The sequence below is a fragment of the Pseudomonas sp. URIL14HWK12:I12 genome (assembly GCF_003097135.1).
Taxonomy (GTDB): Bacteria; Pseudomonadota; Gammaproteobacteria; order Pseudomonadales; family Pseudomonadaceae; genus Aquipseudomonas.
In genome coordinates this window covers 1,419,034-1,441,577 of record NZ_QEQL01000001.1, presented here as the reverse complement: position 1 = coordinate 1,441,577, position 22,544 = coordinate 1,419,034, and the positions used below count along the sequence as shown (strand labels likewise).

Genomic DNA, 22,544 nt, shown 5'->3' with positions numbered 1-22,544 from the left:
CAAAAAGGGGGCTAGGCCCCCTTTTTGCCACCTTCAGGATTGGCGCCCGCGTTCGTAACCTTCGCGCGCGATGATCCAAGATTCGAGCGCCCGCATCGTCGGGTGGTCTGGTCGAAATTTATCCAAGAGGATTTTGAAATGGCAGAAATTACTGCAGCGCTGGTCAAGGAACTGCGTGAGCGTACCGGCCAAGGCATGATGGAATGCAAGAAGGCTCTGGTTGCCGCCAATGGCGATATCGAGAAGGCCATCGACGACATGCGCGCCTCCGGTGCCATCAAGGCTGCCAAAAAGGCCGGCAACATCGCTGCTGAAGGCGCCATCGCCGTTCGCGTCGAAGGCGGCCGTGGCCTGATCATCGAAGTCAACTCGCAGACCGACTTCCTGGCTTTGCAGGATGACTTCAAAGGCTTCGTCAAGGACAGCCTGAACGAAGCGTTCGAGCAGAACCTGACTGACGCCGCTCCGCTGATCGCTTCGCGCGAATCGGCCCGTGAGGCGCTGGTTGCCAAATGCGGCGAGAACGTGAACATCCGCCGCCTGGCCTCCGTTTCCGGTGACACCGTCGGTGCTTACCTGCACGGCCACCGCATCGGCGTTCTGGTTGTGCTCAAGGGCGGCAACGAGGAACTGGCCAAGCACGTTGCCATGCACGTTGCCGCCAGCAACCCTGCCGTGGTTTCGCCTGACCAGATCTCTGCCGAGCTGGTAGCCAAGGAAAAGGAAATTTTCCTGCAGCTCAACGCCGACAAGATCGCTGGCAAGCCAGACAACATCGTTGAGAACATGGTCAAGGGCCGTATCAACAAGTTCCTGTCTGAAGCCAGCCTGGTCGAGCAGGCCTTCGTCATGGACCCTGAAGTCAAGGTCGGCGAGCTGGTCAAAAAAGCCGGTGCAGAAATCGTTTCCTTCGTTCGTTACGAAGTGGGCGAGGGCATCGAGAAGCCGGTCGACAACTTCGCTGACGAAGTTGCTGCCCAGGTAGCTGCCGCCAGCAAGCAGTAATCCGCTTTCGCTGGTCGTGAAAAGAGGCTGCCCGCTAAAGCGCGCAGCCTCTTTTTCAAAGCAGGGCAGGATTTGTACGAAAGGTCGGCCATTGGCCTGTTTTTCATACACAACCTGAAACCTGGCGCTGGCTTATCCAGCCATGCCGGGACGGCGCGATAGCGCTAGAGTTACCCAGGGTAGAAAGTGCCCTAGAATTTTTTGCAAACAGACGCCGCAGGAGAGATACGCAATGGCCCAGCAGGTGAGTGGTCGGCAACCTCGCTACAAACGCATTTTGCTCAAACTCAGTGGCGAGGCCCTGATGGGCTCCGAAGACTTCGGCATCGATCCCAAGGTGCTTGACCGCATGGCGCTGGAGGTTGGCCAATTGGTCGGCATCGGTGTTCAGGTAGGCCTGGTGATCGGTGGCGGTAACCTCTTTCGCGGCGCCGCCTTGAGCGCAGCCGGCATGGATCGGGTGACCGGCGACCACATGGGGATGCTGGCTACCGTAATGAACGCGCTGGCAATGCGCGATGCGCTGGAGCGTTCGAACATCTCCGCCATCGTCATGTCCGCCATCTCCATGGTCGGTGTTACCGATCATTACGACCGCCGCAAGGCCATTCGCCACCTCAAGACTGGCGACGTGGTGATCTTCTCCGCAGGTACCGGCAACCCGTTCTTCACCACCGACTCGGCGGCCTGCCTGCGCGCGATCGAGATCGATGCAGACGTAGTGCTCAAGGCCACCAAGGTCGATGGCGTCTACACGGCCGATCCATTCAAGGATCCGCATGCCGAGAAATTCGACCGCCTCACGTATGATGAGGTGCTGGACCGCAAGCTGGGCGTGATGGACCTCACGGCAATCTGCCTGTGCCGTGACCACAAGATGCCGCTGCGAGTCTTTAACATGAACAAGCCCGGCGCCCTGCTCAACATCGTCGTGGGCGGCGCCGAAGGTACTTTGATCGAGGAAGGCGTGGAATGATCAACGACATCAAGAAAGACACTCAGGAGCGCATGGGCAAGACCCTGGAATCGCTTAGCCACAACCTTGGCACCATTCGTACCGGTCGCGCGCACCCCAGTATCCTGGAAAGCGTCAAGGTTCCGGCCTGGGGCAGCGAGATGCCGCTGAACCAGGTGGCTGCTATCTCCGTGGAAGACGCCCGCACTCTGAAGATCGTCGCTCACGACAAGTCCTTGGGAGCCGCCATCGAGAAGGCCATCCTCACCTCCGACCTGGGCCTGAACCCATCCAGCGCCGGCACCACCATTCGCGTGCCGATGCCGCCACTGACCGAGGAAACCCGCAAGGGTTATACCAAACAGGCGCGTGGCGTCGCCGAAGATGCGCGCGTGGCAGTGCGCAACGTGCGCCGTGATGCCCTGAGCAAGCTCAAGCAGCTGGTCAAGGACAAGGAAATCAGCGAAGACGAAGAGCGTCGTGCCGCTGATGACATCCAGAAGCTGACCGACAAGCACATTGCCGATGTCGACAGCGCTCTGGAAACAAAGGAAAAGGATCTGATGGCCGTTTGAGGCCAAGCTTGCCCCATGGAAAAGACCAAGCCCGTTATGCAACAGCAGGTGCCCAGGCACGTGGCGATCATCATGGACGGCAACAATCGCTGGGCCAAGAAGCGCCTGCTGCCGGGTGTTGCCGGGCATAAAGCCGGAGTCGATGCGGTACGTGCAGTGATCGAAGTGTGCGCCGAGGCCAAGGTCGAGGTGCTTACGCTGTTCGCGTTTTCCAGCGAGAACTGGCAGCGGCCGGCCGACGAGGTGGGTGCGCTCATGGAGCTGTTCTTCACCATGCTGCGCCGCGAGGCGCGGCGGCTGAACGACAACGGCATCAGCTTGCGTATCATCGGCGACCGCAGCCGCTTTCACCCGGAGCTTCAGGCGGCAATGCGTGAGGCCGAGGCTTTGACGGCGGGCAATCAGCGTTTCATCCTGCAGGTCGCCGCCAATTACGGCGGCCAATGGGATATCGCGCAGGCAGCGCAGCGGCTGGCTCGGGAAGTCCAGGCCGGCCACCTGCGGCCCGAGGACATAACCCCCGGCTTGCTGCAAACCTGCCTGTCCACTGGAGACCTGCCGCTGCCAGACCTGTGCATCCGCACCGGTGGAGAGCACCGCGTCAGCAACTTCCTGTTGTGGCAACTGGCGTACGCGGAGCTTTATTTTTCCGACCTGTTCTGGCCGGACTTCAAACACGAAGCCATGCGCACCGCGCTGGCTGATTTCGCCTCGCGTCAACGTCGCTTTGGCAAGACCAGCGAACAAGTCGAGGCCGGAGCCCGAGCCTGATGCTAAAACAACGCATTCTTACCGCACTGGTGCTGCTGCCCTTGGCGCTGGGAGGGTTTTTCCTTCTTGAGGGGGGCTGGTTCGCTTTGTTCATCGGAGCGGTGGTCAGCCTTGGTGGCTGGGAATGGGCTCGCATGGGAGGGCTTCAGGCGCAATGGCAACGGGTCGCCTACGGCCTGGTCATCGCCTTGGTGCTGTTCGTTTTTTACCTCTCGCCTGGGCTCGCCCCTTGGGTGCTGGGCCTGGCCGTGATCTGGTGGGCATTGGCGACCTTTCTGGTGTTGACCTACCCCCGTAGCGCCGTGCATTGGGACAATGTGGCGAGCAAGTTGGTCATTGGATTGCTCATCCTGCTGCCGGCATGGCAGGGGCTGACCCTGCTCAAGCAGTGGGCACTGGGCAACTGGTTGATCGTCATGGTGATGGTGCTTGTATGGGCCGCCGACATAGGTGCCTACTTTTCCGGGCGGGCTTTTGGCAAACGCAAGCTGGCACCACAGGTGAGCCCGGGTAAAAGCTGGGAAGGCGCCTATGGCGGCCTGGCATTGAGCTTGCTGATTACGCTAGGGGTATCGATGTACCGGCATCTGGGCGTGCTGGAAACCCTACTGGCCTTGACTGGTGCGGCCGTAGTGGTGTGCATCTCGGTAGTGGGCGACCTCACCGAAAGCATGTTCAAGCGCCGTGCCGGTATCAAGGACAGCAGCCACCTGCTTCCGGGCCATGGCGGCGTGATGGATCGCATCGACAGCCTTACCGCCGCCGTGCCGGTGTTCGCAGTTCTGCTCTGGGCTGCCGGTTGGGGCGCGATGTGAGCGGGCTTCAGCGGATCACCGTCTTGGGTGCGACCGGTTCGATTGGCCTGAGCACCCTCGACGTCATTGCTCGCCACCCCGAGCGCTACGAAGTCTTCGCCCTGACCGGCTACAGCCGCCTCGAGCAACTCCTAGCCCTGTGCGAACGGCATCGCCCTGCTTTTGCAGTCGTGCCAGACGAACCGGCCGCGGTGCGGCTGCGCGAAGGCTTGGCAGCCTTGAACCTAGGCACCGAGGTATTGCTGGGCGAGCAAGGGCTCTGCCAGGTCGCCGAATCACCAGAGGTCGACGCGGTGATGGCGGCTATCGTTGGTGCAGCCGGGCTCGCGCCGACCCTGGCGGCTGTGCATGCAGGCAAAAAGGTGCTGCTGGCCAACAAGGAAGCGCTGGTGATGTCCGGCGCATTGTTCATGAAAGCCGTGCGTGATAGCGGGGCGGTGTTGCTGCCTATCGACAGCGAGCACAACGCCATCTTTCAGTGCCTGCCGTCCGATTATCGCCGGGGCCTCGCGCCGATTGGCGTGCGCCGCATCCTCCTGACAGCCAGTGGCGGCCCATTCCGTGAAATGCCTGTTCAGGCCCTTGAACAGGTCACGCCGGAGCAGGCGTGCGCTCACCCGAACTGGTCGATGGGGCGCAAGATTTCGGTCGACTCGGCCAGCATGATGAATAAAGGCCTTGAGTTGATCGAGGCTTGCTGGCTGTTCGATGCGCGACCCGATCAGGTCGAGGTGGTGGTGCACCCCCAGAGCGTCATCCATTCGCTGGTCGACTATGTAGATGGCTCGGTACTCGCGCAGTTGGGCAACCCCGACATGCGCACGCCCATTGCCAATGCGTTGGCCTGGCCTGAGCGCATCGATTCGGGCGTGGCGCCGCTTGATCTGTTCACGGTCGCCCGCCTGGACTTTCAACCACCGGCCTTCGAGCGTTTTCCTTGCCTTGGTTTGGCGTTCGACGCCGCACGGGCGGGCGGCAGCGCCCCGGCGATGCTCAACGCGGCCAACGAAATCGCCGTTGAGGCGTTTCTTGAGCGGCGAATTCTTTTTACCGACATTCCCTGCCTGATCGACGCTGTGCTGCAAGCCGAGCCGGTGGTGGCGCTAGAGGCCTTGCCCGCAGTGTTCGAAGCCGATGCAAGAGCGCGCGCCAGGGCGAATCAATGGTTGACTCGCACTGGGCAATGAGGTCCGATGAGGCGCACTGATCCGCCTCCTGACGCCTGACACTCCCGAGACTGGAGACACGAATGAGCGCGCTCTACATGATCCTTGGCACCCTGGTTGCACTGGGTGTGCTGGTTACCTTCCACGAGTTCGGCCATTTCTGGGTCGCGCGTCGCTGTGGGGTAAAGGTGCTGCGGTTTTCCGTAGGCTTTGGCATGCCACTGGTGCGTTGGAACGATCGCCACGGTACTGAATTCGTGGTCGCGCTGATTCCTTTGGGCGGCTATGTGAAGATGCTCGACGAACGGGAGGGTGATGTTCCCGCGGTGTTGGCGCATCAGGCGTTCAATCGCAAGCCGGTGTTGCAGCGCATCGCTATCGTCGCCGCGGGGCCGATCGCAAACTTTCTGCTCGCCATTGTATTTTTCTGGGCCTTGGCGATGCTGGGCACGCAGCAGGTTCGCCCGGTGGTTGGCGAGGTTCAGCCAGGCAGCCTCGCGGCAACTGCCGGCTTGGCTTCGGGCCAGGAAATCGTATCGGTCGACGGGCGCGCCGTTCAGGGCTGGGCCGGTGTCAATCTGGCAATGGTCAGGCGCCTGGGTGAGAGCGGCAGCCTGGCTCTGGGTGTTATCGAGCAGGGTAACAGCCAGCCGGTGATTCATCAGGTGCAGCTCGATCACTGGCTGCAAGGTGCCGATGAGCCTGACCCGATCCGCTCGCTGGGCCTGCAGCCTTGGCGGCCTGCGCTTGAACCGGTATTGGCCGAGCTCGATCCTGAAGGGCCAGCGCACGCCGCTGGGCTGCACGCTGGTGACAGGTTGGTGGCGCTCGATGGCCAGGCGCTGGGCGACTGGCAGCAGGTAGTGGACCGCGTGCGTCAGCGCGCCGGTGCCAAGGTGGTATTCAGTATCGAACGGGGCGGGGAGCGTCTGCAGGTACCCGTCACACTGGCAACGCGAGGCGAGGGCAGTGCTGCGGCTGGCTACCTGGGGGCAGGGGTCAAGCCTGTGGAGTTTCCGGCGCAGATGCTGCGTGAGGTGCGTTACGGGCCGCTCGATGCGGTGGTTGAGGGCGCACGGCGTACGTGGTCGATGACTGTGTTGACCCTTGATTCACTAAAGAAAATGCTGTTCGGCGAGCTCTCTGTAAAAAACTTGAGTGGGCCGATAACCATTGCTAAAGTGGCGGGCGCTTCGGCCCAGTCGGGCCTGGGAGATTTTTTGAACTTCCTGGCATATCTGAGTATTAGCCTGGGGGTTCTGAATTTGCTGCCTATTCCGGTACTGGATGGGGGGCATTTGCTGTTTTACCTGATCGAGTGGGTGCGGGGCAGGCCCGTATCGGATCGGGTGCAAGGCTGGGGGATCCAGATTGGTGTCAGCCTGGTGGTCGGGGTCATGTTGCTTGCCCTGATCAACGATCTGGGTCGGTTGTTGTAACGCATCGCTCAATTGCGAACCTGCCGCCTGTGCGGCAGTTTGTTTATTGCCGTAAGGAACAAGAAAGGACTTCATGAAACGTCTGCTGCTTACCGCGGTGCTGTCCGCACTGATGATCGCCGAAGTTCACGCCGAGTCCTTCACTATCTCCGATATCCGTGTCAACGGCTTGCAACGGGTGTCCGCCGGTAGCGTGTTCGGCGCGCTGCCGCTCAACGTGGGCGACACTGCCGATGACGCCCACCTGGTGGATTCCACCCGAGCCCTGTTCAAGACAGGTTTCTTCCAGGACATTACCCTGAACCGTGATGGCAACGTGCTTGTCATCAACGTTGTCGAGCGCCCCTCGATCGCCAGCATTGAGATCGAGGGCAACAAGGCCATTTCCACCGACGACCTGCTCAAGGGGCTTCGTCAGTCCGGGCTGTCCGAAGGCGAGATCTTCCAGCGTGCAACGCTCGAAGGCGTACGTAACGAGCTGCAACGTCAGTACGTTGCCCAAGGTCGCTACTCTGCCTCTGTCGATACCGAAGTGGTGACCGAGCCGCGCAACCGGGTAGGCCTGAAGATCAAGATCAACGAAGGCACGGTCGCGGCCATCCAGCACATTAACGTGGTGGGCAACACGGTCTTCCCCGAGGAAGACCTGCGCGACCTGTTCGAGCTCAAGACCACCAACTGGTTGTCATTCATCAAGAATGACGACAAGTACGCTCGCGAGAAACTGTCCGGCGACCTCGAGCGCTTGCGTTCCTACTATCTGGACCGCGGCTACATCAACATGGACATCACCTCGACTCAGGTGTCCATCACCCCGGACAAAAAGCACGTCTACATCACCGTAAACATCAATGAAGGTGCCAAGTACACCGTTCGTGACGTGAAGCTGGCCGGTGATCTGAAGGTTCCCGAAGACCAGATCAAGGCGCTGCTGCTGGTCCAGAAAGGCCAAGTGTTTTCCCGTAAGGTAATGACCAATACCTCCGAGCTGATCACTCGCCGGCTGGGTAACGAAGGTTATACCTTCGCCAACGTGCGCGGCGTACCACAGCCTCATGACGACGATCACACCGTCGATATCCTGTTCACCGTCGACCCGGGCAAGCGTGCGTATGTCGATCGCATCAACTTCCGGGGCAACACCAAAACCGACGACCAGGTGCTGCGCCGCGAAATGCGTCAGATGGAGGGTGGCTGGGCTTCCACTTACCTGATCGACCAGTCCAAAACGCGCCTGGAGCGCCTGGGCTACTTCAAGGAAGTGAACGTCGAAACTCCAGCCGTTCCGGGGGTCGATGACCAGGTAGACGTGAACTACGCCGTGGAAGAGCAACCTTCCGGCTCGATTACCGCCAGCGTCGGTTTCGCTCAGAGCGCCGGCCTGATCCTGGGTGGTTCGATCAGCCAGAACAACTTCCTGGGTTCGGGTAACAAGGTCGGCATCGGCTTGACCCGCTCGGAGTACCAGACCCGCTACAACTTCAGTTTCGTCAACCCGTACTACACGCCCGATGGCGTGAGCCTCGGCTACAACGCCTTCTACCGTAAGACCGACTACGATGAGCTGGATGTCGACGTGGCCAGCTACGCGGTGGACAGCCTGGGTGCCGGCCTGAACTTCGGCTATCCGATCAGCGAAACCTCTCGCCTGAACTTCGGCCTGACGGTACAGCGCGATAACATCAATACCGGTACCTACACTGTTGGCGAGATCTACGACTTCATCAATCGTGAAGGCGACAGCTTCACCAACTTCAAGGCCTCGGCTGGCTGGTCTGACTCGACCCTCAACCGCGGTACGCTGCCGACCCGTGGCCACTCGCAGAGCTTGACATTCGAAACCACCACGCCGGGCAGTGACCTGTCGTTCTACAAGATCGACTACCGTGGCCAAGTGTTCGCGCCGATCACCGACACCTATACCCTGCGTTTCCATACCGAGCTGGGTTATGGCGATGGTTACGGCTCAACCGATGGCTTGCCGTTCTACGAGAACTATTACGCGGGCGGTTTCAACTCCGTGCGCGGCTTCAAGGACAGCACCCTCGGCCCGCGCGGTACGCCCGCTACCGCCGACCCGGACCAGGACGACGTAGCCTTCGGTGGCAACGTACTGATCACCGGTGGCGCCGAAGTCCTGTTCCCGATGCCGTTCGTGAAGGATCAAAAATCGCTGCGTACTTCGCTGTTCTGGGACGTGGGCAATACCTTCGATTCCAAGTGCCAGTACAAGTCGAGCAACGATGCCGCGCACCCCGTGCGTACACAGGATTGCGGCACCATCGACTTCTCCAACATGGCAGCTTCGGTTGGCGTTGGCGTGACCTGGATCACGGCCCTGGGCCCGCTCAGCTTCAGCCTGGCGATGCCAGTCAAGAAGCCTGACAATGCCGAAACGCAGGTATTCCAGTTCTCCCTGGGCCAGACGTTCTGACGTCGGGCCTCACTATCACACAAGGTTTCTGCAGGAGTTCATCGTGCGCAAGCTCACCCAACTGGTCATCGTCGCAGCGGCCATGATCGCTACCCCGGCCTTCGCCGAAATGAAAATTGCCGTTCTGAACTATCAGATGGCCCTGCTCGAATCCGATGCTGCCAAGAAGTACGCTGTCGATGCCGAGAAGAAGTTCGGCCCTCAGCTGAACAAGCTCAAGGCACTGGAAGCCAGCGCCAAGGGTATTCAAGACCGCCTGGTGAGCGGCGGTGACAAAATGCAACAGGCCGAGCGCGAGCGCCTGGAGCTCGACTTCAAGCAGAAGGCACGCGACTTCCAGTTCCAGTCCAAGGAGCTCAACGAAGCGAAGGCCGCCGCTGACCGCGATATGCTGCAGCAGCTCAAACCCAAGCTCGACAGCGCTGTCGAGTCGGTTATCAAGCAAGGCAACTTCGACTTGGTTCTCGAGCGTGGCGCGGTGGTCGACGTGAAGCCTCAGTTCGACATCACCCGCCAGGTGATCGAGCGCATGAACCAGGCCAAGTGAGCACGGCCTTGAGCATTACCCTCGGCCAGCTGGCCGCTACGCTAGGCGCTGAACTTCGCGGCGCCGAAGCGCTTGAAATTACCGGGCTGGCCACCTTGCAGGAGGCCGGCCCGTCGCAGCTGAGCTTCCTGGCCAATCCTCAGTACCGCAAATTCCTCGACACTTGCACCGCAGGTGCCGTGCTGCTCAAAGCGGCCGACGCGCAAGGGTTCAGGGGCAATGCCCTGATCGTCCCAGATCCCTACCTGGCCTACGCTCGGATCTCTCACCAGTTCGACCCTAAACCAAGGGCGCCGGCAGGCGTGCATCCGACCGCGCTCATCGCAGCAGATGCGCAGGTAGATCCTACGGCCAGTGTTGGCCCGTTCGTGGTGATCGAAGCCGGCGCCCGGATCGGCGCTGGGGTGACGCTGGGTGCTTACTGCTTCGTCGGTGCTCGCTCGGAAGTGGGCGACGGCGGGTGGCTTGCCCCTCGGGTCACGTTGTACCACGACGTGCGGATTGGTAAGCGAGTCTCCATCCAATCGGGTGCTGTACTGGGTGGTGAAGGCTTCGGCTTTGCCAACGAGAAAGGCACGTGGCAGAAAATCGCCCAGATCGGTGGGGTCACCGTGGGCGATGACTGCGAAATTGGCGTGAACACCGCCGTGGACCGTGGCGCGCTGGCCGATACCGTGATCGGGAACGGGGTCAAGCTCGATAACCAGATCCAGATTGCCCACAACGTCCAGATCGGTGATCACACTGCGATGGCTGCGTGCGTCGGTATCTCCGGAAGCACCAAGATCGGCCGCAACTGCATGCTGGCCGGTGGCGTAGGGCTGGTAGGGCATATCGAAATTTGTGACAACGTGTTCATCACCGGCATGACCATGGTCACTCGCTCCATCACCGAGCCGGGTGCGTATTCCTCGGGCACGGCGATGCAGCCTGCAGCTGAATGGCGCAAGAGCGCTGCGCGGATCCGCCATCTTGACGACATGTCGCGGCGGCTCACCCAAGTCGAAAAACGTGTCGATGCCGTGACCCGCGGCAGCGACACGCCATCTGATGGCTGATAACTGCTCACTATCAAGCACGCGCCGCCTATAATCTGCCGTCTTGATCTATGAAGGGGCGCTGCATCATGGCAGCGCCTTACTTTCCATATACAGGCTTTTCCACGACATGATGGACATCAACGAGATTCGCGAATACCTGCCTCACCGTTACCCGTTCCTGCTGGTAGACCGCGTGGAGGAGCTGGACGTCGAGGCCAAGCGCATTCGCGCGTACAAGAATGTCAGCATCAACGAGCCTTTCTTCAATGGCCATTTCCCGGCGCACCCGATCATGCCGGGCGTTCTGATCATCGAGGCCATGGCCCAGGCCGCCGGCATCCTGGGGTTCAAGATGATGGGCGTCACGCCTGCCGACGGCACGCTCTACTATTTCGTCGGCTCCGACAAGTTGCGCTTTCGCCAGCCCGTTCGCCCAGGTGACCAACTGGTGCTCGAGGCCCGTTTTGTCAGCAGCAAACGCCAGATCTGGAAGTTCGACTGTGTAGCCTCCGTCGCTGGCAAGCCGGTGTGCTCGGCCGAAATTACCTGCGCGGAACAGAAACTATGAGTTCGATCGACCCTCGTGCAATCATCGATCCCTCGGCCAAGATTGCCGACGGCGTCGAGGTGGGCCCGTGGTCGATCGTTGGCGCGGATGTGGAAATTGGCGAAGGCACCGTGATCGGCCCCCATGTGGTGCTGCGAGGCCCCACCCGGATCGGCAAGTTCAACCGTATCTATCAGTTCTCCTCGGTCGGCGAGGACACCCCTGACCTCAAGTACAAGGGTGAGCCCACAACCTTGGTGATCGGCGATCACAACGTTATCCGTGAAGGGGTGACCATTCACCGGGGCACGGTTCAGGATCGCGGCGAAACCACGCTGGGTGATCATAATCTGATCATGGCCTATGCTCACATCGGCCATGACAGCGTGATCGGCAACCATTGCATCCTGGTCAACAATACGGCACTCGCCGGCCACGTTCATGTGGGCGACTATGCCATCTTGTCCGGCTACACCCTTGTGCATCAATACGTACACATCGGCGCCCACGCCTTTTCCGGGATGGGCACTGCCATCGGAAAGGACGTGCCGGCGTTCGTCACCGTGTTCGGCAACCCTGCCGAGGCGCGCAGCATGAATTTCGAAGGGATGCGGCGCCGTGGCTTCAGCGAGCCCTGCATGCAGGCACTGCGCAGGGCCTATAAAACCGTCTACCGGGAAGGCTTGACGATCGAGCAAGCGATCGCAGCATTGCATGGCCCAGCGTTGCAGCATCCGGAAGTCGCAATCTTTCGCGACTCCGTGGCGCAGTCCAATCGGGGCATCACTCGCTGATGGGAAATGTTAAGCCACTATTGGTCGCTCTGGTTGCAGGCGAGGCCAGCGGTGACATTCTGGGTGCCGGCCTCATGCGCGCTATCAAGGCACGCCACCCGGATGCGTGTTTCATCGGTGTGGGCGGTCCTTTGATGGAAGCAGAAGGTATGCGTTCATCCTTCCCCATGGAGCGCCTGGCGGTCATGGGCCTGGTTGAAGTGCTGGGCCGCCTGCGTGAGCTGTTGGGGCGCCGTAAATCGCTAATCGCCGAGCTGAAGGCCGCCAAACCCGATTTGTTCGTCGGTATCGATGCGCCGGATTTCACCCTCAACATCGAACTGCAACTGCGCCGGGCCGGCATCAAGACCGCTCACTACGTCAGCCCTTCGGTATGGGCCTGGCGGCAGAAGCGTGTGCTCAAGATCCGCGAGGGGTGTGATCTGATGCTCACGCTGTTTCCCTTCGAAGCTCGCTTCTACGAAGAGCAGGGCGTGCCTGTCCGGTTCGTCGGGCATTCACTGGCAGATACCATTGCCCTGGAACCTGACCGCGCAGCTGCACGCTATACATTGGGTATACCTGAGCAAGCGAAAGTGGTCGCACTGATGCCTGGCAGCCGCGGTGGCGAGGTCAAGCGGCTTGGGCCATTGTTTCTCGATGCCGCCGAGCGTTTGCTTGCGCAGCGGCCAGGGCTTCGTTTCGTGCTGCCGTGCGCCAACCCACAGCGCCGGCAACAATTGGAGGCGATGCTTGCGGGGCGTTCTCTTCCGGTGGCATTGCTCGACGGCCAATCACACCTGGCCCTGGAAGCCTGTGACGCGGTGCTGATTGCCTCCGGAACCGCGACCTTGGAGGCGCTTTTGTACAAGCGCCCGATGGTCGTTACCTATCGCCTTGCGCCCCTGACGTTCTGGTTGCTCAAGCGCATGGTGACCAGCCCGTGGGTGTCGCTACCCAACTTGCTGGCACAGAAGGCGCTGGTGCCCGAAATCTTACAGGATGATGCCACCGCTGAGCGCCTGGCCGAAGCCGTTGCGCCGCTGCTCGACGGCAAGCAAAGCCAGACCGAAGGCTTCGACGCCATCCATCGCACGCTGCGCCGCGACGCCTCCAATCAGGCGGCCGAAGCCTTGCTGCAGTTGATTCATCGCTGATATCGAGGAGCGCCCAGCATGGCATCCAGGCAACTTCAGATGGGGCTAGATTTCGAGCTCGTCGAAGAATATGTGGCAGGCGTCGACGAGGTTGGGCGTGGGCCGTTGTGCGGCCCAGTGGTCACCGCAGCAGTAATTCTCGACCCGGCTCGCCCGATTCATGGCCTGAATGACTCCAAGAAGCTCAGCCAGGCGCGCCGTGAGGCGCTGTACGATGAAATCCGCGAGAAGGCATTGAGTTGGTGCATCGCCCGCGCCGACGTGGCAGAGATCGACACCCTCAATATCCTGCACGCTACCCTGTTGGCCATGCAGCGCGCGGTAGAGGGGCTGCACGTTTCTCCGCGCCTGGCGCTGATTGACGGCAACCGCTGCCCGCGCCTGGCCATGCCGGCCTCGGCGGTAGTGCAGGGTGACTCAAAGGTGCCGGCGATTGCTGCGGCCTCGATCCTGGCCAAGGTTAGCCGCGATCGCGAGATGGCTGAGCTGGAACGTCTCTACCCTGGGTATGGCATTGCAAGCCACAAGGGCTACCCGACACCGGTTCATCTCGAAGCCCTGGCTCGCCTGGGTGCGACGCCCATTCACCGGCAGTCTTTCGCGCCTGTGCGCGCCGCCCTCGAAGCTCGTGGCGGCCTGATCAACCTGGCAGCGTTGCCCGCCTGATCGCCGGCAGCACTCGCTGCCGGTACAATGGCACCTTTCGCTCATCGTCACAGACAGGATCAGCATGTCGGTCTCTTTCGTTCATCTGCGCCTTCATACCGAATATTCCTTGGTCGATGGCCTGGTCAGGATCAAGCCGCTGGTCAAGGCGCTGGCTGGCATGGGCATGCCTGCAGTGGCGGTCACCGACCAGTCGAACATGTGCTCCCTGGTCAAGTTCTACAAGGCGGCCATGGGGGCGGGTATCAAGCCCATCTGCGGCGCAGACCTGTACCTGGCCGGCAAGGACGCCGATGCACCATTGTCCCGGATCAGCCTGCTTGCAATGAATGCCGAGGGCTACCGCAACATCACCGAGCTGATTTCCCGAGGGTTCATGGAAGGTCAGCGGGATGGCCTGGTTGTGCTGCAGCGGCATTGGATCACCGAGGCTTCGGGTGGCGTCATCGCGTTGTCGGGCGCCAAGGAAGGGGATATCGGGCAGGCGCTGATGGGCAACAACCCGGCCGAAGCAGATGCCTTGCTCACCGGCTGGATGGAAACTTTCCCAGGCCGCTTCTACGTCGAGGTTCAGCGCACCAACCGAGCCGGTGATGAGGAGTACCTGCATGCCGCGGTGGCGCTCGCTGATCGCCATGGCGCGCCGCTGGTGGCCACCAATGACGTGCGTTTTCTCAAGGCCGAGGATTTCGAGGCTCATGAGACCCGTGTGTGCATCGGCGAAGGCCGGGCCCTGGACGACCCGCGCCGCAATCGTGGCTACAGCGACCAACAGTACCTCAAGAGCCCCGAGGAAATGGCCGAGCTGTTCAGCGACCTGCCCGAGGCGCTGGAAAACACCGTCGAGATTGCTAAGCGCTGCAACATCGACGTCAAGCTGGGCAAGCACTTTCTGCCTGACTACCCAATCCCCGATGGCATGACCATCGACGAGTTCTTCCGCAAGGTGTCCTTCGATGGCCTCGAAGAGCGGTTGGCTGTGGTGTTGCCACCTGATTCGGAAAACTACGAGCAGCGCAGGCAGGTGTATGTCGACCGTTTGAACTTCGAGATCGACATCATCCTGCAGATGGGGTTTCCCGGTTACTTCCTGATCGTGATGGACTTCATCCAGTGGGCCAAGAACAACGGCGTGCCGGTAGGGCCAGGGCGAGGTTCGGGCGCCGGCTCGCTGGTTGCCTATGTGCTCAAAATCACCGACCTGGACCCGCTGGAATACGACCTGCTGTTCGAACGGTTCCTGAACCCCGAACGGGTATCGATGCCCGACTTCGATGTCGACTTCTGCATGGATGGGCGAGATCGGGTCATCGACTACGTCGCTGACAAATACGGGCGCAACGCGGTAAGCCAGATCATCACCTTCGGCTCGATGGCGGCCAAGGCGGTGGTGCGTGACGTGGCAAGGGCGCAGGGCAAGTCCTTCGGCCTGGCCGATCGGCTGTCCAAGATGATTCCATTCGAAGTCGGCATGACGCTTGAAAAGGCCCATGAGCAGGAGGAAATGCTCCGCGACTTCCTCGCCAGTGATGAGGAAGCCGCCGAAATCTGGAGCATGGCGCTCAAGCTCGAAGGGGTTGTGCGCAACGTCGGCAAACACGCCGGCGGCGTGGTCATTGCCCCTACCAAGCTCACTGACTTCTCGCCTATTTATTGCGATGAGTTTGGCGATGGCCTGGTCACCCAGTTCGACAAGGACGACGTCGAAGCAGCCGGCCTGGTCAAGTTCGACTTCCTTGGCCTGCGCACCCTGACGATCATTGACTGGGCCCTTGAAACCATCAACCGGGATTGCGCAAAAACCGGCGAAACGCCGGTGGATATCGCCCATATTCCGCTGGACGACAAGCCCACCTACGCACTGCTGCAAAAAGCCGAAACCACGGCCGTATTCCAGCTCGAGTCGCGTGGCATGAAAGAGCTGATCAAAAAGCTCAAGCCCGACTGCCTGGAAGACCTCATCGCACTGGTGGCGCTGTTCCGCCCGGGCCCGTTGCAATCGGGCATGGTCGACGACTTCATCAACCGCAAGCATGGCCGTGCCGAGCTTGCCTGGCCCCATCCGGATTACCAATACGAAGGCCTCCAGCCAGTGCTGGCGCCCACCTACGGCATCATCCTCTACCAAGAGCAGGTGATGCAGATTGCCCAGGTGATGGCCGGGTACACCCTCGGCGGTGCCGACATGCTGCGCCGTGCCATGGGCAAGAAAAAGCCCGAGGAAATGGCCAAGCAGCGAGGGGCGTTCATCGAGGGCTGCACGGCCAACAATATCGACCCGACGCTCTCGGGCAACATCTTCGACCTGGTAGAAAAGTTCGCAGGTTACGGCTTCAACAAGTCCCACTCCGCCGCCTATGGCCTGGTGTCTTACCAAACCGCCTGGCTCAAGGCCCATCACCCGGCAGCATTCATGGCGGCGGTGCTGTCGGCGGATATGCACAACACCGACAAGGTCGTGACCCTGATCGAGGAAGTGCGCAGCATGAAGCTGCGCCTGGACACCCCGGACGTGAACATGTCGGAGTTCAAGTTCACCGTGAACCTGGACGGGCGCATCGTGTATGGCCTGGGGGCGATCAAGGGAGTGGGCGAAGGCCCGGTCGAAGCGATCGTCGAGGCGCGCGCCAGCGGGCCGTTCAAGGACCTGTTCGACTTCTGCAGCCGTGTCGACCTCAAGCGCATCAACAAGCGCACCCTCGATGCGCTGGTTCGCAGCGGTGCGCTCGACCGCCTTGGCCCGTTTTTCAACGATGAGCTCAAGGCCTACCAGGCGACGGTGGACCAGAACCGCGCCACACTGCTCGCCGCCATGGAAGAGGCCATCAAGTCGGCAGAGCAAACCGCGCGCAGCCATGACAGCGGCCATGTCGACCTGTTCGGCGGGCTGTTCGAAGCTGAAGACGTCGACGTCTATGCCAGCTATCGCAAGGCTCGGCCCCTGGCGCTCAAAGAGCGGCTCAAGGGCGAGAAGGACACCCTCGGCCTTTACCTCACCGGCCACCCTATCGACGAATACGAAGCCGAAGTACGACGCTTCGCCCGCCAGCGCATCGTTGACCTCAAACCGGCACGCGATACCCAGACCATCGCCGGAATGATCGTTGCCATGCGGGTGATGAAGAACAAGAAGGGCGACAAGATGGGCTTCATCACGCTCGATGATCGCTCCGGCCGTATCGAGGCCTCGCTGTTTGCCGATGCGTTCGCCGGGGCCCAGCACCTGCTGCAAAACGATGCGGTAGTGGTCATCGAAGGGGAGGTGAGTAACGATGACTTCTCTGGCGGCCTGCGCCTGCGCGTCAAGCGGGTCATGACCATCGAGGAGGCACGCACCCAGTTGGCCGAGAGCCTGCGAGTAAAAGTGGCAGGCACCGAGCTTGCGCGGCACATGGGCTGGCTGGGCGAAACCCTGCAGCGCCATCGCGGCGCCTGCCCGGTGACCGTCGACTACACCGGCAGCGACGCCAAGGCCGTTTTGCAACTGGGCGAAAGCTGGCGGATAGACCCGGCCGACGCACTGATTCAGGCACTGCGTGACCAGTTCGGGCGGGAGAACGTCTTCCTCCAGTATCGTTAACCAAGATTTTATCTCGACCTCAAGGCGCCATTTACGTATGGTATGGCGCCAAACGGATCAACCGGCCGCCAGGCCGTCGACCCAAGACGGAAAGCTATGAACCCGAATTTTCTGGATTTCGAACAGCCCATCGCGGACCTGCAAGCCAAGATCGAAGAGCTGCGTCTCGTTGGTAATGACAATTCACTGAACATCAGTGACGAAATCTCGCGGCTGCAGGAGAAAAGCAGCACGCTGACCGAAAGCATTTTCGGCAACCTGACCAGCTGGCAGATCGCGCGTTTGGCCCGCCACCCGCGCCGCCCCTACACCCTGGATTACCTCGATCACATCTTCACCGAATTCGAAGAGCTGCACGGCGACCGCCATTTCTCCGACGACGCGGCCATCGTAGGTGGTACTGCTCGTTTGGACGGTAAACCGGTGATGGTCATCGGCCACCAAAAAGGCCGCGAGGTGCGCGAAAAGGTGCGCCGCAATTTCGGCATGCCGCGCCCCGAAGGCTACCGCAAGGCCTGCCGCCTGATGGAAATGGCCGAGCGCTTCAAGATGCCGATTCTCACCTTCATCGATACGCCGGGCGCCTACCCAGGCATCGATGCCGAGGAGCGCAATCAGTCCGAGGCCATCGCCTGGAACCTGCGTGTGATGGCTCGCCTGAAAACCCCCATCATCGCCACCGTCATCGGTGAAGGTGGTTCTGGCGGTGCCCTGGCGATCGGCGTATGCGACCAGCTGAACATGCTGCAGTACTCCACCTACTCGGTAATTTCCCCGGAAGGCTGCGCTTCGATTCTCTGGAAAACCGCCGAGCGTGCGTCCGACGCGGCCGAAGCCATGGGAATTACCGCCGAGCGGCTCAAGGGCCTGGGCATTGTCGACAAGGTTATTTCAGAGCCCCTGGGCGGTGCGCACCGCAATGTTGCCGAAGCTTCGGCAAGCATCAGCGACTCGCTGATCGAGCAGCTCGACATGCTCAAGGCGATGGACATGCCCAGCCTGCTCGACCGTCGCTACCAGCGGCTGATGAGCTACGGCGTCTGAGGCAGTACCTGAGCGGGGCCCGGAGATGAACCTGGCCGATGCCCTGCTCGAGACATTGGCCCCCTGGCGCAGCGCGCCAGGCTGGGTAGTGGGTTTCTCTGGCGGCCTGGACTCCACTGTCCTGCTGCATCTTCTGAGCGGTCTCGCTTGCCAGCACGCACTGCCACCCTTACGCGCAGTGCATGTTCATCATGGTCTTCAAACCGTAGCCAATGCCTGGCCCGCCCATTGCGAGCGGCTGTGCCATGGGTTGGGCGTGCCGTTGTGCGTAGTGCCGGTGCAGGTGGCCAGCGGTGCCAGCCTCGAAGCGCAAGCGCGCCAGGCGCGCCATCAAGCCTTCGCAAGCGAGCTTTCTGAGGGCGAGGTCCTGCTACTGGGGCATCACCGCGACGATCAAGCCGAAACCGTGCTGTTTCGCTTGTTGCGGGGGGCTGGGGCCAAGGGGCTGAGTGGCATGAGCCGCCAGCGCCCACTGGGTGCAGGTACCTTGCTTCGGCCGCTGCTGGAACTGTCACGCCGAGACTTGGAGGCCTACGCGCGGGTCCACAGGTTGGAGTGGGTCGAAGACCCGACCAATGCGCAGACCGACGCCGATCGTAATTTCCTGCGCCATCGAATCCTGCCCGAGTTGACCCAGCGCTGGCCAGCGGCGCAGGCGCGCATTGCTCAGGCGGCCGGTCACCTGGCCGAGGCGAATGAGTTGCTGGGCGAGCTGGCAGCGCAGGACCTGGCCGACGCAACACCGTCTGCGTTCACTTGGCTTGGATTGCCCAGCCTCGCCCTGGCACCGCTGCAGGCGTTGTCCCCGGCTCGCCAGCGCAATGCACTCAGGCGTTTTCTCGAACCACTGACACGGCTGCCAGACGCCCGACACTGGAAGGGCTGGGAAGACCTTCGGGATGCGCGGCTGGCAGGTGAGCCAGCTTGGCGCCTGGAAGGTGGCGAACTGCGACGCAGCGGCGACCACCTTTGGTGGCTGGCGGAGCCCTGGTTGAGCGCGGTGCCGCTCGCTTCCGTGCACTGGCTCGCTCCGCACCAGCCCCTGTCGCTGCCGGGCAATGGCCAGGTCATGCTTGCCCAGGTGCCGGCCGGGGCATTGCAGGTGCGCTATCGCCGTGGAGGGGAGGTGCTCACACTGCCAGGGCGCGGCCGCCGGGACCTCAAGCGTTGGTTGCAGGAACGTGGGGTGCCAGCATTCGCACGCAGTCGCTGGCCGCTGCTGTTCGCCGATGAGCAACTGGTGGCGGTAGCGGAGTTCGCGTTGGAAGCGGGGCAGGGCCCGCTATTGCGCTGGCGGCCGCCGACGAACGCGCAGTGTTTGTGATGAAAGGGCAGTTCCGGTAGACTACCCTCCCTTCTTGATACAGCTTCCGGCACGCCCCTCAGGGCACCGGCAGCTGGCGATTCTCCTTCGCTTTCCCGGGCGGCCAAGGCCGCTTTAACGCAGACTTCTAGGGTTTTTCATGACGCGCTACATCTTCGTCACGGGCGGTGTTGTTTCTTCTTTGGGGAAAGGCATTGCGTCGGCATCATTGGCGGCCATCCTGGAGGCGCGGGGGCTGAAGGTCACCATGCTCAAGCTGGACCCGTACATCAACGTCGACCCCGGCACAATGAGCCCGTTCCAGCATGGTGAGGTCTTCGTGACCCACGACGGCGCCGAAACCGACCTCGACCTGGGCCACTACGAGCGGTTCATCCGCACCACCATGACCCAGAACAACAACTTCACCACCGGCCGCGTCTACGAGCACGTACTGCGCAAGGAACGCCGGGGCGACTATCTGGGCGCGACCATCCAGGTCATCCCGCACATCACCGACGAGATCAAGCGCCGCATCATCAAGGGTGCCGGTGACGCCGATGTTGCGCTGGTTGAGATTGGCGGTACCGTGGGCGACATCGAGTCGCAACCCTTCCTCGAAGCGATCCGCCAGTTGCGGGTCGAGGTCGGCGCCAAGCGCGCGATGCTGATGCACCTGACCCTGGTGCCCTACATCGCCACCGCCGGCGAAACCAAGACCAAGCCTACTCAGCACTCGGTCAAGGAGCTGCGCTCGATCGGCCTGCAGCCTGATGTGCTCATCTGCCGTTCCGATCACGCTGTCGACAGCTCGTCGCGCCGCAAGATCGCGCTGTTCACCAACGTCGAAGAGCGTGCCGTAATCTCTTTGGAAGACGTCGACACCATCTACAAGATCCCCGGCGTGCTGCATGCCCAGGGGCTGGATGACTTCGTCGTCGAACGTTTTGGCCTGCAGTGCGGCGGTGCCGATCTGTCCGAATGGGACAAAGTCATCGACGCCAAGCTCAACCCCGAGCACGAAGTCACCATCGCGATGGTCGGCAAGTACATGGAGTTGCTGGATGCGTACAAGTCGCTGATCGAGGCCATGAGCCACGCCGGCATCCAGAACCGCACCAAGGTCAACCTGCGATACATCGACTCCGAAGACATCGAGAACCAAGGCACCGGCCTGCTCGAGGGCGTCGACGCGATTCTGGTTCCGGGCGGCTTCGGCCTGCGGGGTGTGGAAGGCAAGATCAAGGCGGTGCAGTTCGCCCGCGAGAACAAAGTGCCGTACCTGGGCATCTGCCTGGGTATGCAGGTGGCGGTGATCGAGTTCGCCCGTAACGTGGTGGGCTGGGCCGATGCCAACTCCACCGAGTTCGAACGCAACAGTGCGCACCCAGTGGTGGGCCTGATCACCGAATGGGCCGACGCCACTGGCGCGGTCGAGACGCGCACCGAAGCTTCCGACCTGGGCGGGACCATGCGCCTTGGCGCTCAGGAGTGCCAGCTGCACGCAGGCTCCAAGGTGCACGATTGCTATGGCAAGGACGTTATCGTCGAGCGCCATCGCCACCGCTACGAGGTAAACAACAACCTGCTGCCGCAACTGCTGGACGCGGGCCTGGTGGTCTCGGGTCGCTCCGGTGACGGTGCGCTGGTCGAAGTGGTGGAAGGCAAGGATCACCCCTGGTTCGTGGCCTGCCAGTTCCACCCTGAATTCACTTCGACTCCGCGCGATGGCCACCCGCTGTTCAGCGGCTTCGTCAAGGCAGCGCTGGCACAGCGCGCTAAGGGCTGAACATGACTCAGAAAACCATTCGTGTCGGCAGCATCGAGCTGGCCAACGACAAGCCCATGGCACTGTTCGGCGGCATGAACGTGCTTGAATCCCGTGACATGGCCATGCAAGTGTGCGAGGCGTACGTCAAGGTCACCGAAAAGCTCGGCATCCCCTACGTGTTCAAGGCCAGCTTCGACAAGGCCAACCGTTCCTCGGTCAATTCCTATCGCGGGCCGGGGCTGGAGGAAGGCCTGAAGATCTTCGAAGAAATCAAGAAGACCTTCAATGTGCCACTGATCACCGACGTGCACGAGCCACATCAGGCAGCGCCGGTAGCAGAGGTGTGCGACATCATCCAGTTGCCTGCCTTCCTGTCGCGCCAGACCGACCTGGTGGTCGCGATGGCGAAGACCAACGCGGTCATCAATATCAAGAAGGCGCAGTTCCTTGCCCCTCAGGAAATGAAGCATATCCTCACCAAGTGCGAGGAGGCGGGCAACGAGCAGCTTATTCTGTGCGAACGCGGCTCCAGCTTCGGCTACAACAACCTGGTGGTCGACATGCTGGGCTTTGGCATCATGAAGCAGATGGGCTACCCGGTCTTCTTCGATGTCACCCATTCGCTGCAGATGCCCGGTGGCCGGGCCGACTCGGCCGGGGGGCGCCGTGCGCAGGTTACCGAGCTGGCCCGCGCAGGCATCAGCCAGGGGTTGGCAGGGCTGTTCCTGGAGGCCCATCCCGATCCGGACAACGCCAAGTGCGATGGCCCATGTGCCCTGCGCCTGGACAAGCTGGAGCCATTTCTGGCTCAACTCAAGGCGCTGGATGAACTGGTCAAAGGTTTTCCGATCATAGAAACCGCCTGACCCGACAATGCCCGGTTCGCCGGGCATCGTTGTATTCGTACATCGCCCAGCCGGGGCGGCTGCCGTCCCCTGGCGCCTGAAATTTCATCC

At 61.4% G+C, this 22,544-nt stretch carries 19 protein-coding genes; all 19 read left to right on the top strand.

Going from position 1 to position 22,544, the window contains the following annotated elements; translation table 11 throughout:
- Nucleotides 1-138 precede the first annotated feature (138 nt).
- The 19 genes from tsf to kdsA all read left to right on the top strand — a co-directional run bounded on the left by tsf (nt 139) and on the right by kdsA (nt 22,454).
- Nucleotides 139-1,005, top strand: coding sequence for a translation elongation factor Ts (gene tsf, locus F474_RS06750; RefSeq protein WP_097083327.1), 867 nt, complete (start codon nt 139-141; stop codon nt 1,003-1,005).
- A gap of 232 nt (nt 1,006-1,237) precedes the next feature.
- Nucleotides 1,238-1,981 carry a UMP kinase gene (gene pyrH, locus F474_RS06745; protein ID WP_097083328.1) on the top strand — a complete coding sequence of 248 codons (744 nt, stop codon included), beginning with the start codon at nt 1,238-1,240 and terminating at the stop codon, nt 1,979-1,981.
- The gene (gene frr, locus F474_RS06740; RefSeq protein ID WP_097083329.1) at nt 1,978-2,535 is read left to right on the top strand and encodes a ribosome recycling factor; all 558 of its coding nucleotides are present in this window, start codon (nt 1,978-1,980) and stop codon (nt 2,533-2,535) included. The genes pyrH and frr overlap by 4 nt, the downstream gene beginning before the upstream one ends.
- Nucleotides 2,536-2,550: 15 nt before the next feature.
- Nucleotides 2,551-3,306, top strand: coding sequence for a polyprenyl diphosphate synthase (uppS, locus tag F474_RS06735; protein ID WP_097083330.1), 756 nt, complete (start codon nt 2,551-2,553; stop codon nt 3,304-3,306).
- A complete protein-coding gene (locus F474_RS06730; protein WP_097083331.1) occupies nt 3,306-4,121 on the top strand; it encodes a phosphatidate cytidylyltransferase in 816 nt (271 codons plus the stop codon). The genes uppS and F474_RS06730 overlap by 1 nt, the downstream gene beginning before the upstream one ends.
- Nucleotides 4,118-5,308 (top strand): 1-deoxy-D-xylulose-5-phosphate reductoisomerase, encoded by a 1,191-nt coding sequence (gene ispC / locus F474_RS06725; RefSeq protein WP_097084246.1) that lies wholly within the window; start codon nt 4,118-4,120, stop codon nt 5,306-5,308. The genes F474_RS06730 and ispC overlap by 4 nt, the downstream gene beginning before the upstream one ends.
- 62 nt (nt 5,309-5,370) lie before the next feature.
- Entirely contained in the window at nt 5,371-6,726 is a 1,356-nt protein-coding gene (rseP, locus tag F474_RS06720; protein WP_097083332.1) for a sigma E protease regulator RseP, read from the top strand.
- A 73-nt stretch (nt 6,727-6,799) separates the two neighbouring features.
- The gene (gene bamA, locus F474_RS06715; RefSeq protein WP_097083333.1) at nt 6,800-9,160 is read left to right on the top strand and encodes an outer membrane protein assembly factor BamA; all 2,361 of its coding nucleotides are present in this window, start codon (nt 6,800-6,802) and stop codon (nt 9,158-9,160) included.
- 43 nt (nt 9,161-9,203) lie between these two features.
- Entirely contained in the window at nt 9,204-9,707 is a 504-nt protein-coding gene (locus tag F474_RS06710; protein WP_097083334.1) for an OmpH family outer membrane protein, read from the top strand.
- Nucleotides 9,704-10,765, top strand: coding sequence for a UDP-3-O-(3-hydroxymyristoyl)glucosamine N-acyltransferase (gene lpxD, locus F474_RS06705; protein WP_097083335.1), 1,062 nt, complete (start codon nt 9,704-9,706; stop codon nt 10,763-10,765). Before F474_RS06710 ends, lpxD begins: the two co-directional genes overlap by 4 nt.
- 109 nt (nt 10,766-10,874) lie before the next feature.
- Nucleotides 10,875-11,315, top strand: a complete 441-nt coding sequence (gene fabZ, locus F474_RS06700) for a 3-hydroxyacyl-ACP dehydratase FabZ (protein WP_097083336.1) — start codon at nt 10,875-10,877, stop codon at nt 11,313-11,315.
- A complete protein-coding gene (lpxA, locus tag F474_RS06695; protein WP_097083337.1) occupies nt 11,312-12,088 on the top strand; it encodes an acyl-ACP--UDP-N-acetylglucosamine O-acyltransferase in 777 nt (258 codons plus the stop codon). Before fabZ ends, lpxA begins: the two co-directional genes overlap by 4 nt.
- A complete protein-coding gene (lpxB, locus tag F474_RS06690; RefSeq protein ID WP_097083338.1) occupies nt 12,088-13,224 on the top strand; it encodes a lipid-A-disaccharide synthase in 1,137 nt (378 codons plus the stop codon). The genes lpxA and lpxB overlap by 1 nt, the downstream gene beginning before the upstream one ends.
- An 18-nt stretch (nt 13,225-13,242) precedes the next feature.
- Nucleotides 13,243-13,890 carry a ribonuclease HII gene (gene rnhB, locus F474_RS06685; protein ID WP_165830273.1) on the top strand — a complete coding sequence of 216 codons (648 nt, stop codon included), beginning with the start codon at nt 13,243-13,245 and terminating at the stop codon, nt 13,888-13,890.
- A gap of 64 nt (nt 13,891-13,954) precedes the next feature.
- A complete protein-coding gene (dnaE, locus tag F474_RS06680; RefSeq protein WP_097083340.1) occupies nt 13,955-17,470 on the top strand; it encodes a DNA polymerase III subunit alpha in 3,516 nt (1,171 codons plus the stop codon).
- A gap of 96 nt (nt 17,471-17,566) precedes the next feature.
- The gene (locus F474_RS06675) at nt 17,567-18,514 is read left to right on the top strand and encodes an acetyl-CoA carboxylase carboxyltransferase subunit alpha (protein ID WP_097083341.1); all 948 of its coding nucleotides are present in this window, start codon (nt 17,567-17,569) and stop codon (nt 18,512-18,514) included.
- 25 nt (nt 18,515-18,539) lie between these two features.
- Nucleotides 18,540-19,838: a tRNA lysidine(34) synthetase TilS gene (tilS, locus tag F474_RS06670; RefSeq protein ID WP_097083342.1), complete on the top strand. Its 1,299-nt coding sequence runs from the start codon at nt 18,540-18,542 to the stop codon at nt 19,836-19,838.
- Between the two features lie 139 nt (nt 19,839-19,977).
- Nucleotides 19,978-21,606, top strand: coding sequence for a CTP synthase (locus F474_RS06665; protein ID WP_097083343.1), 1,629 nt, complete (start codon nt 19,978-19,980; stop codon nt 21,604-21,606).
- A gap of 2 nt (nt 21,607-21,608) precedes the next feature.
- A complete protein-coding gene (gene kdsA, locus F474_RS06660; protein WP_097083344.1) occupies nt 21,609-22,454 on the top strand; it encodes a 3-deoxy-8-phosphooctulonate synthase in 846 nt (281 codons plus the stop codon).
- The last annotated feature ends 90 nt before the right edge of the window (nt 22,455-22,544 follow it).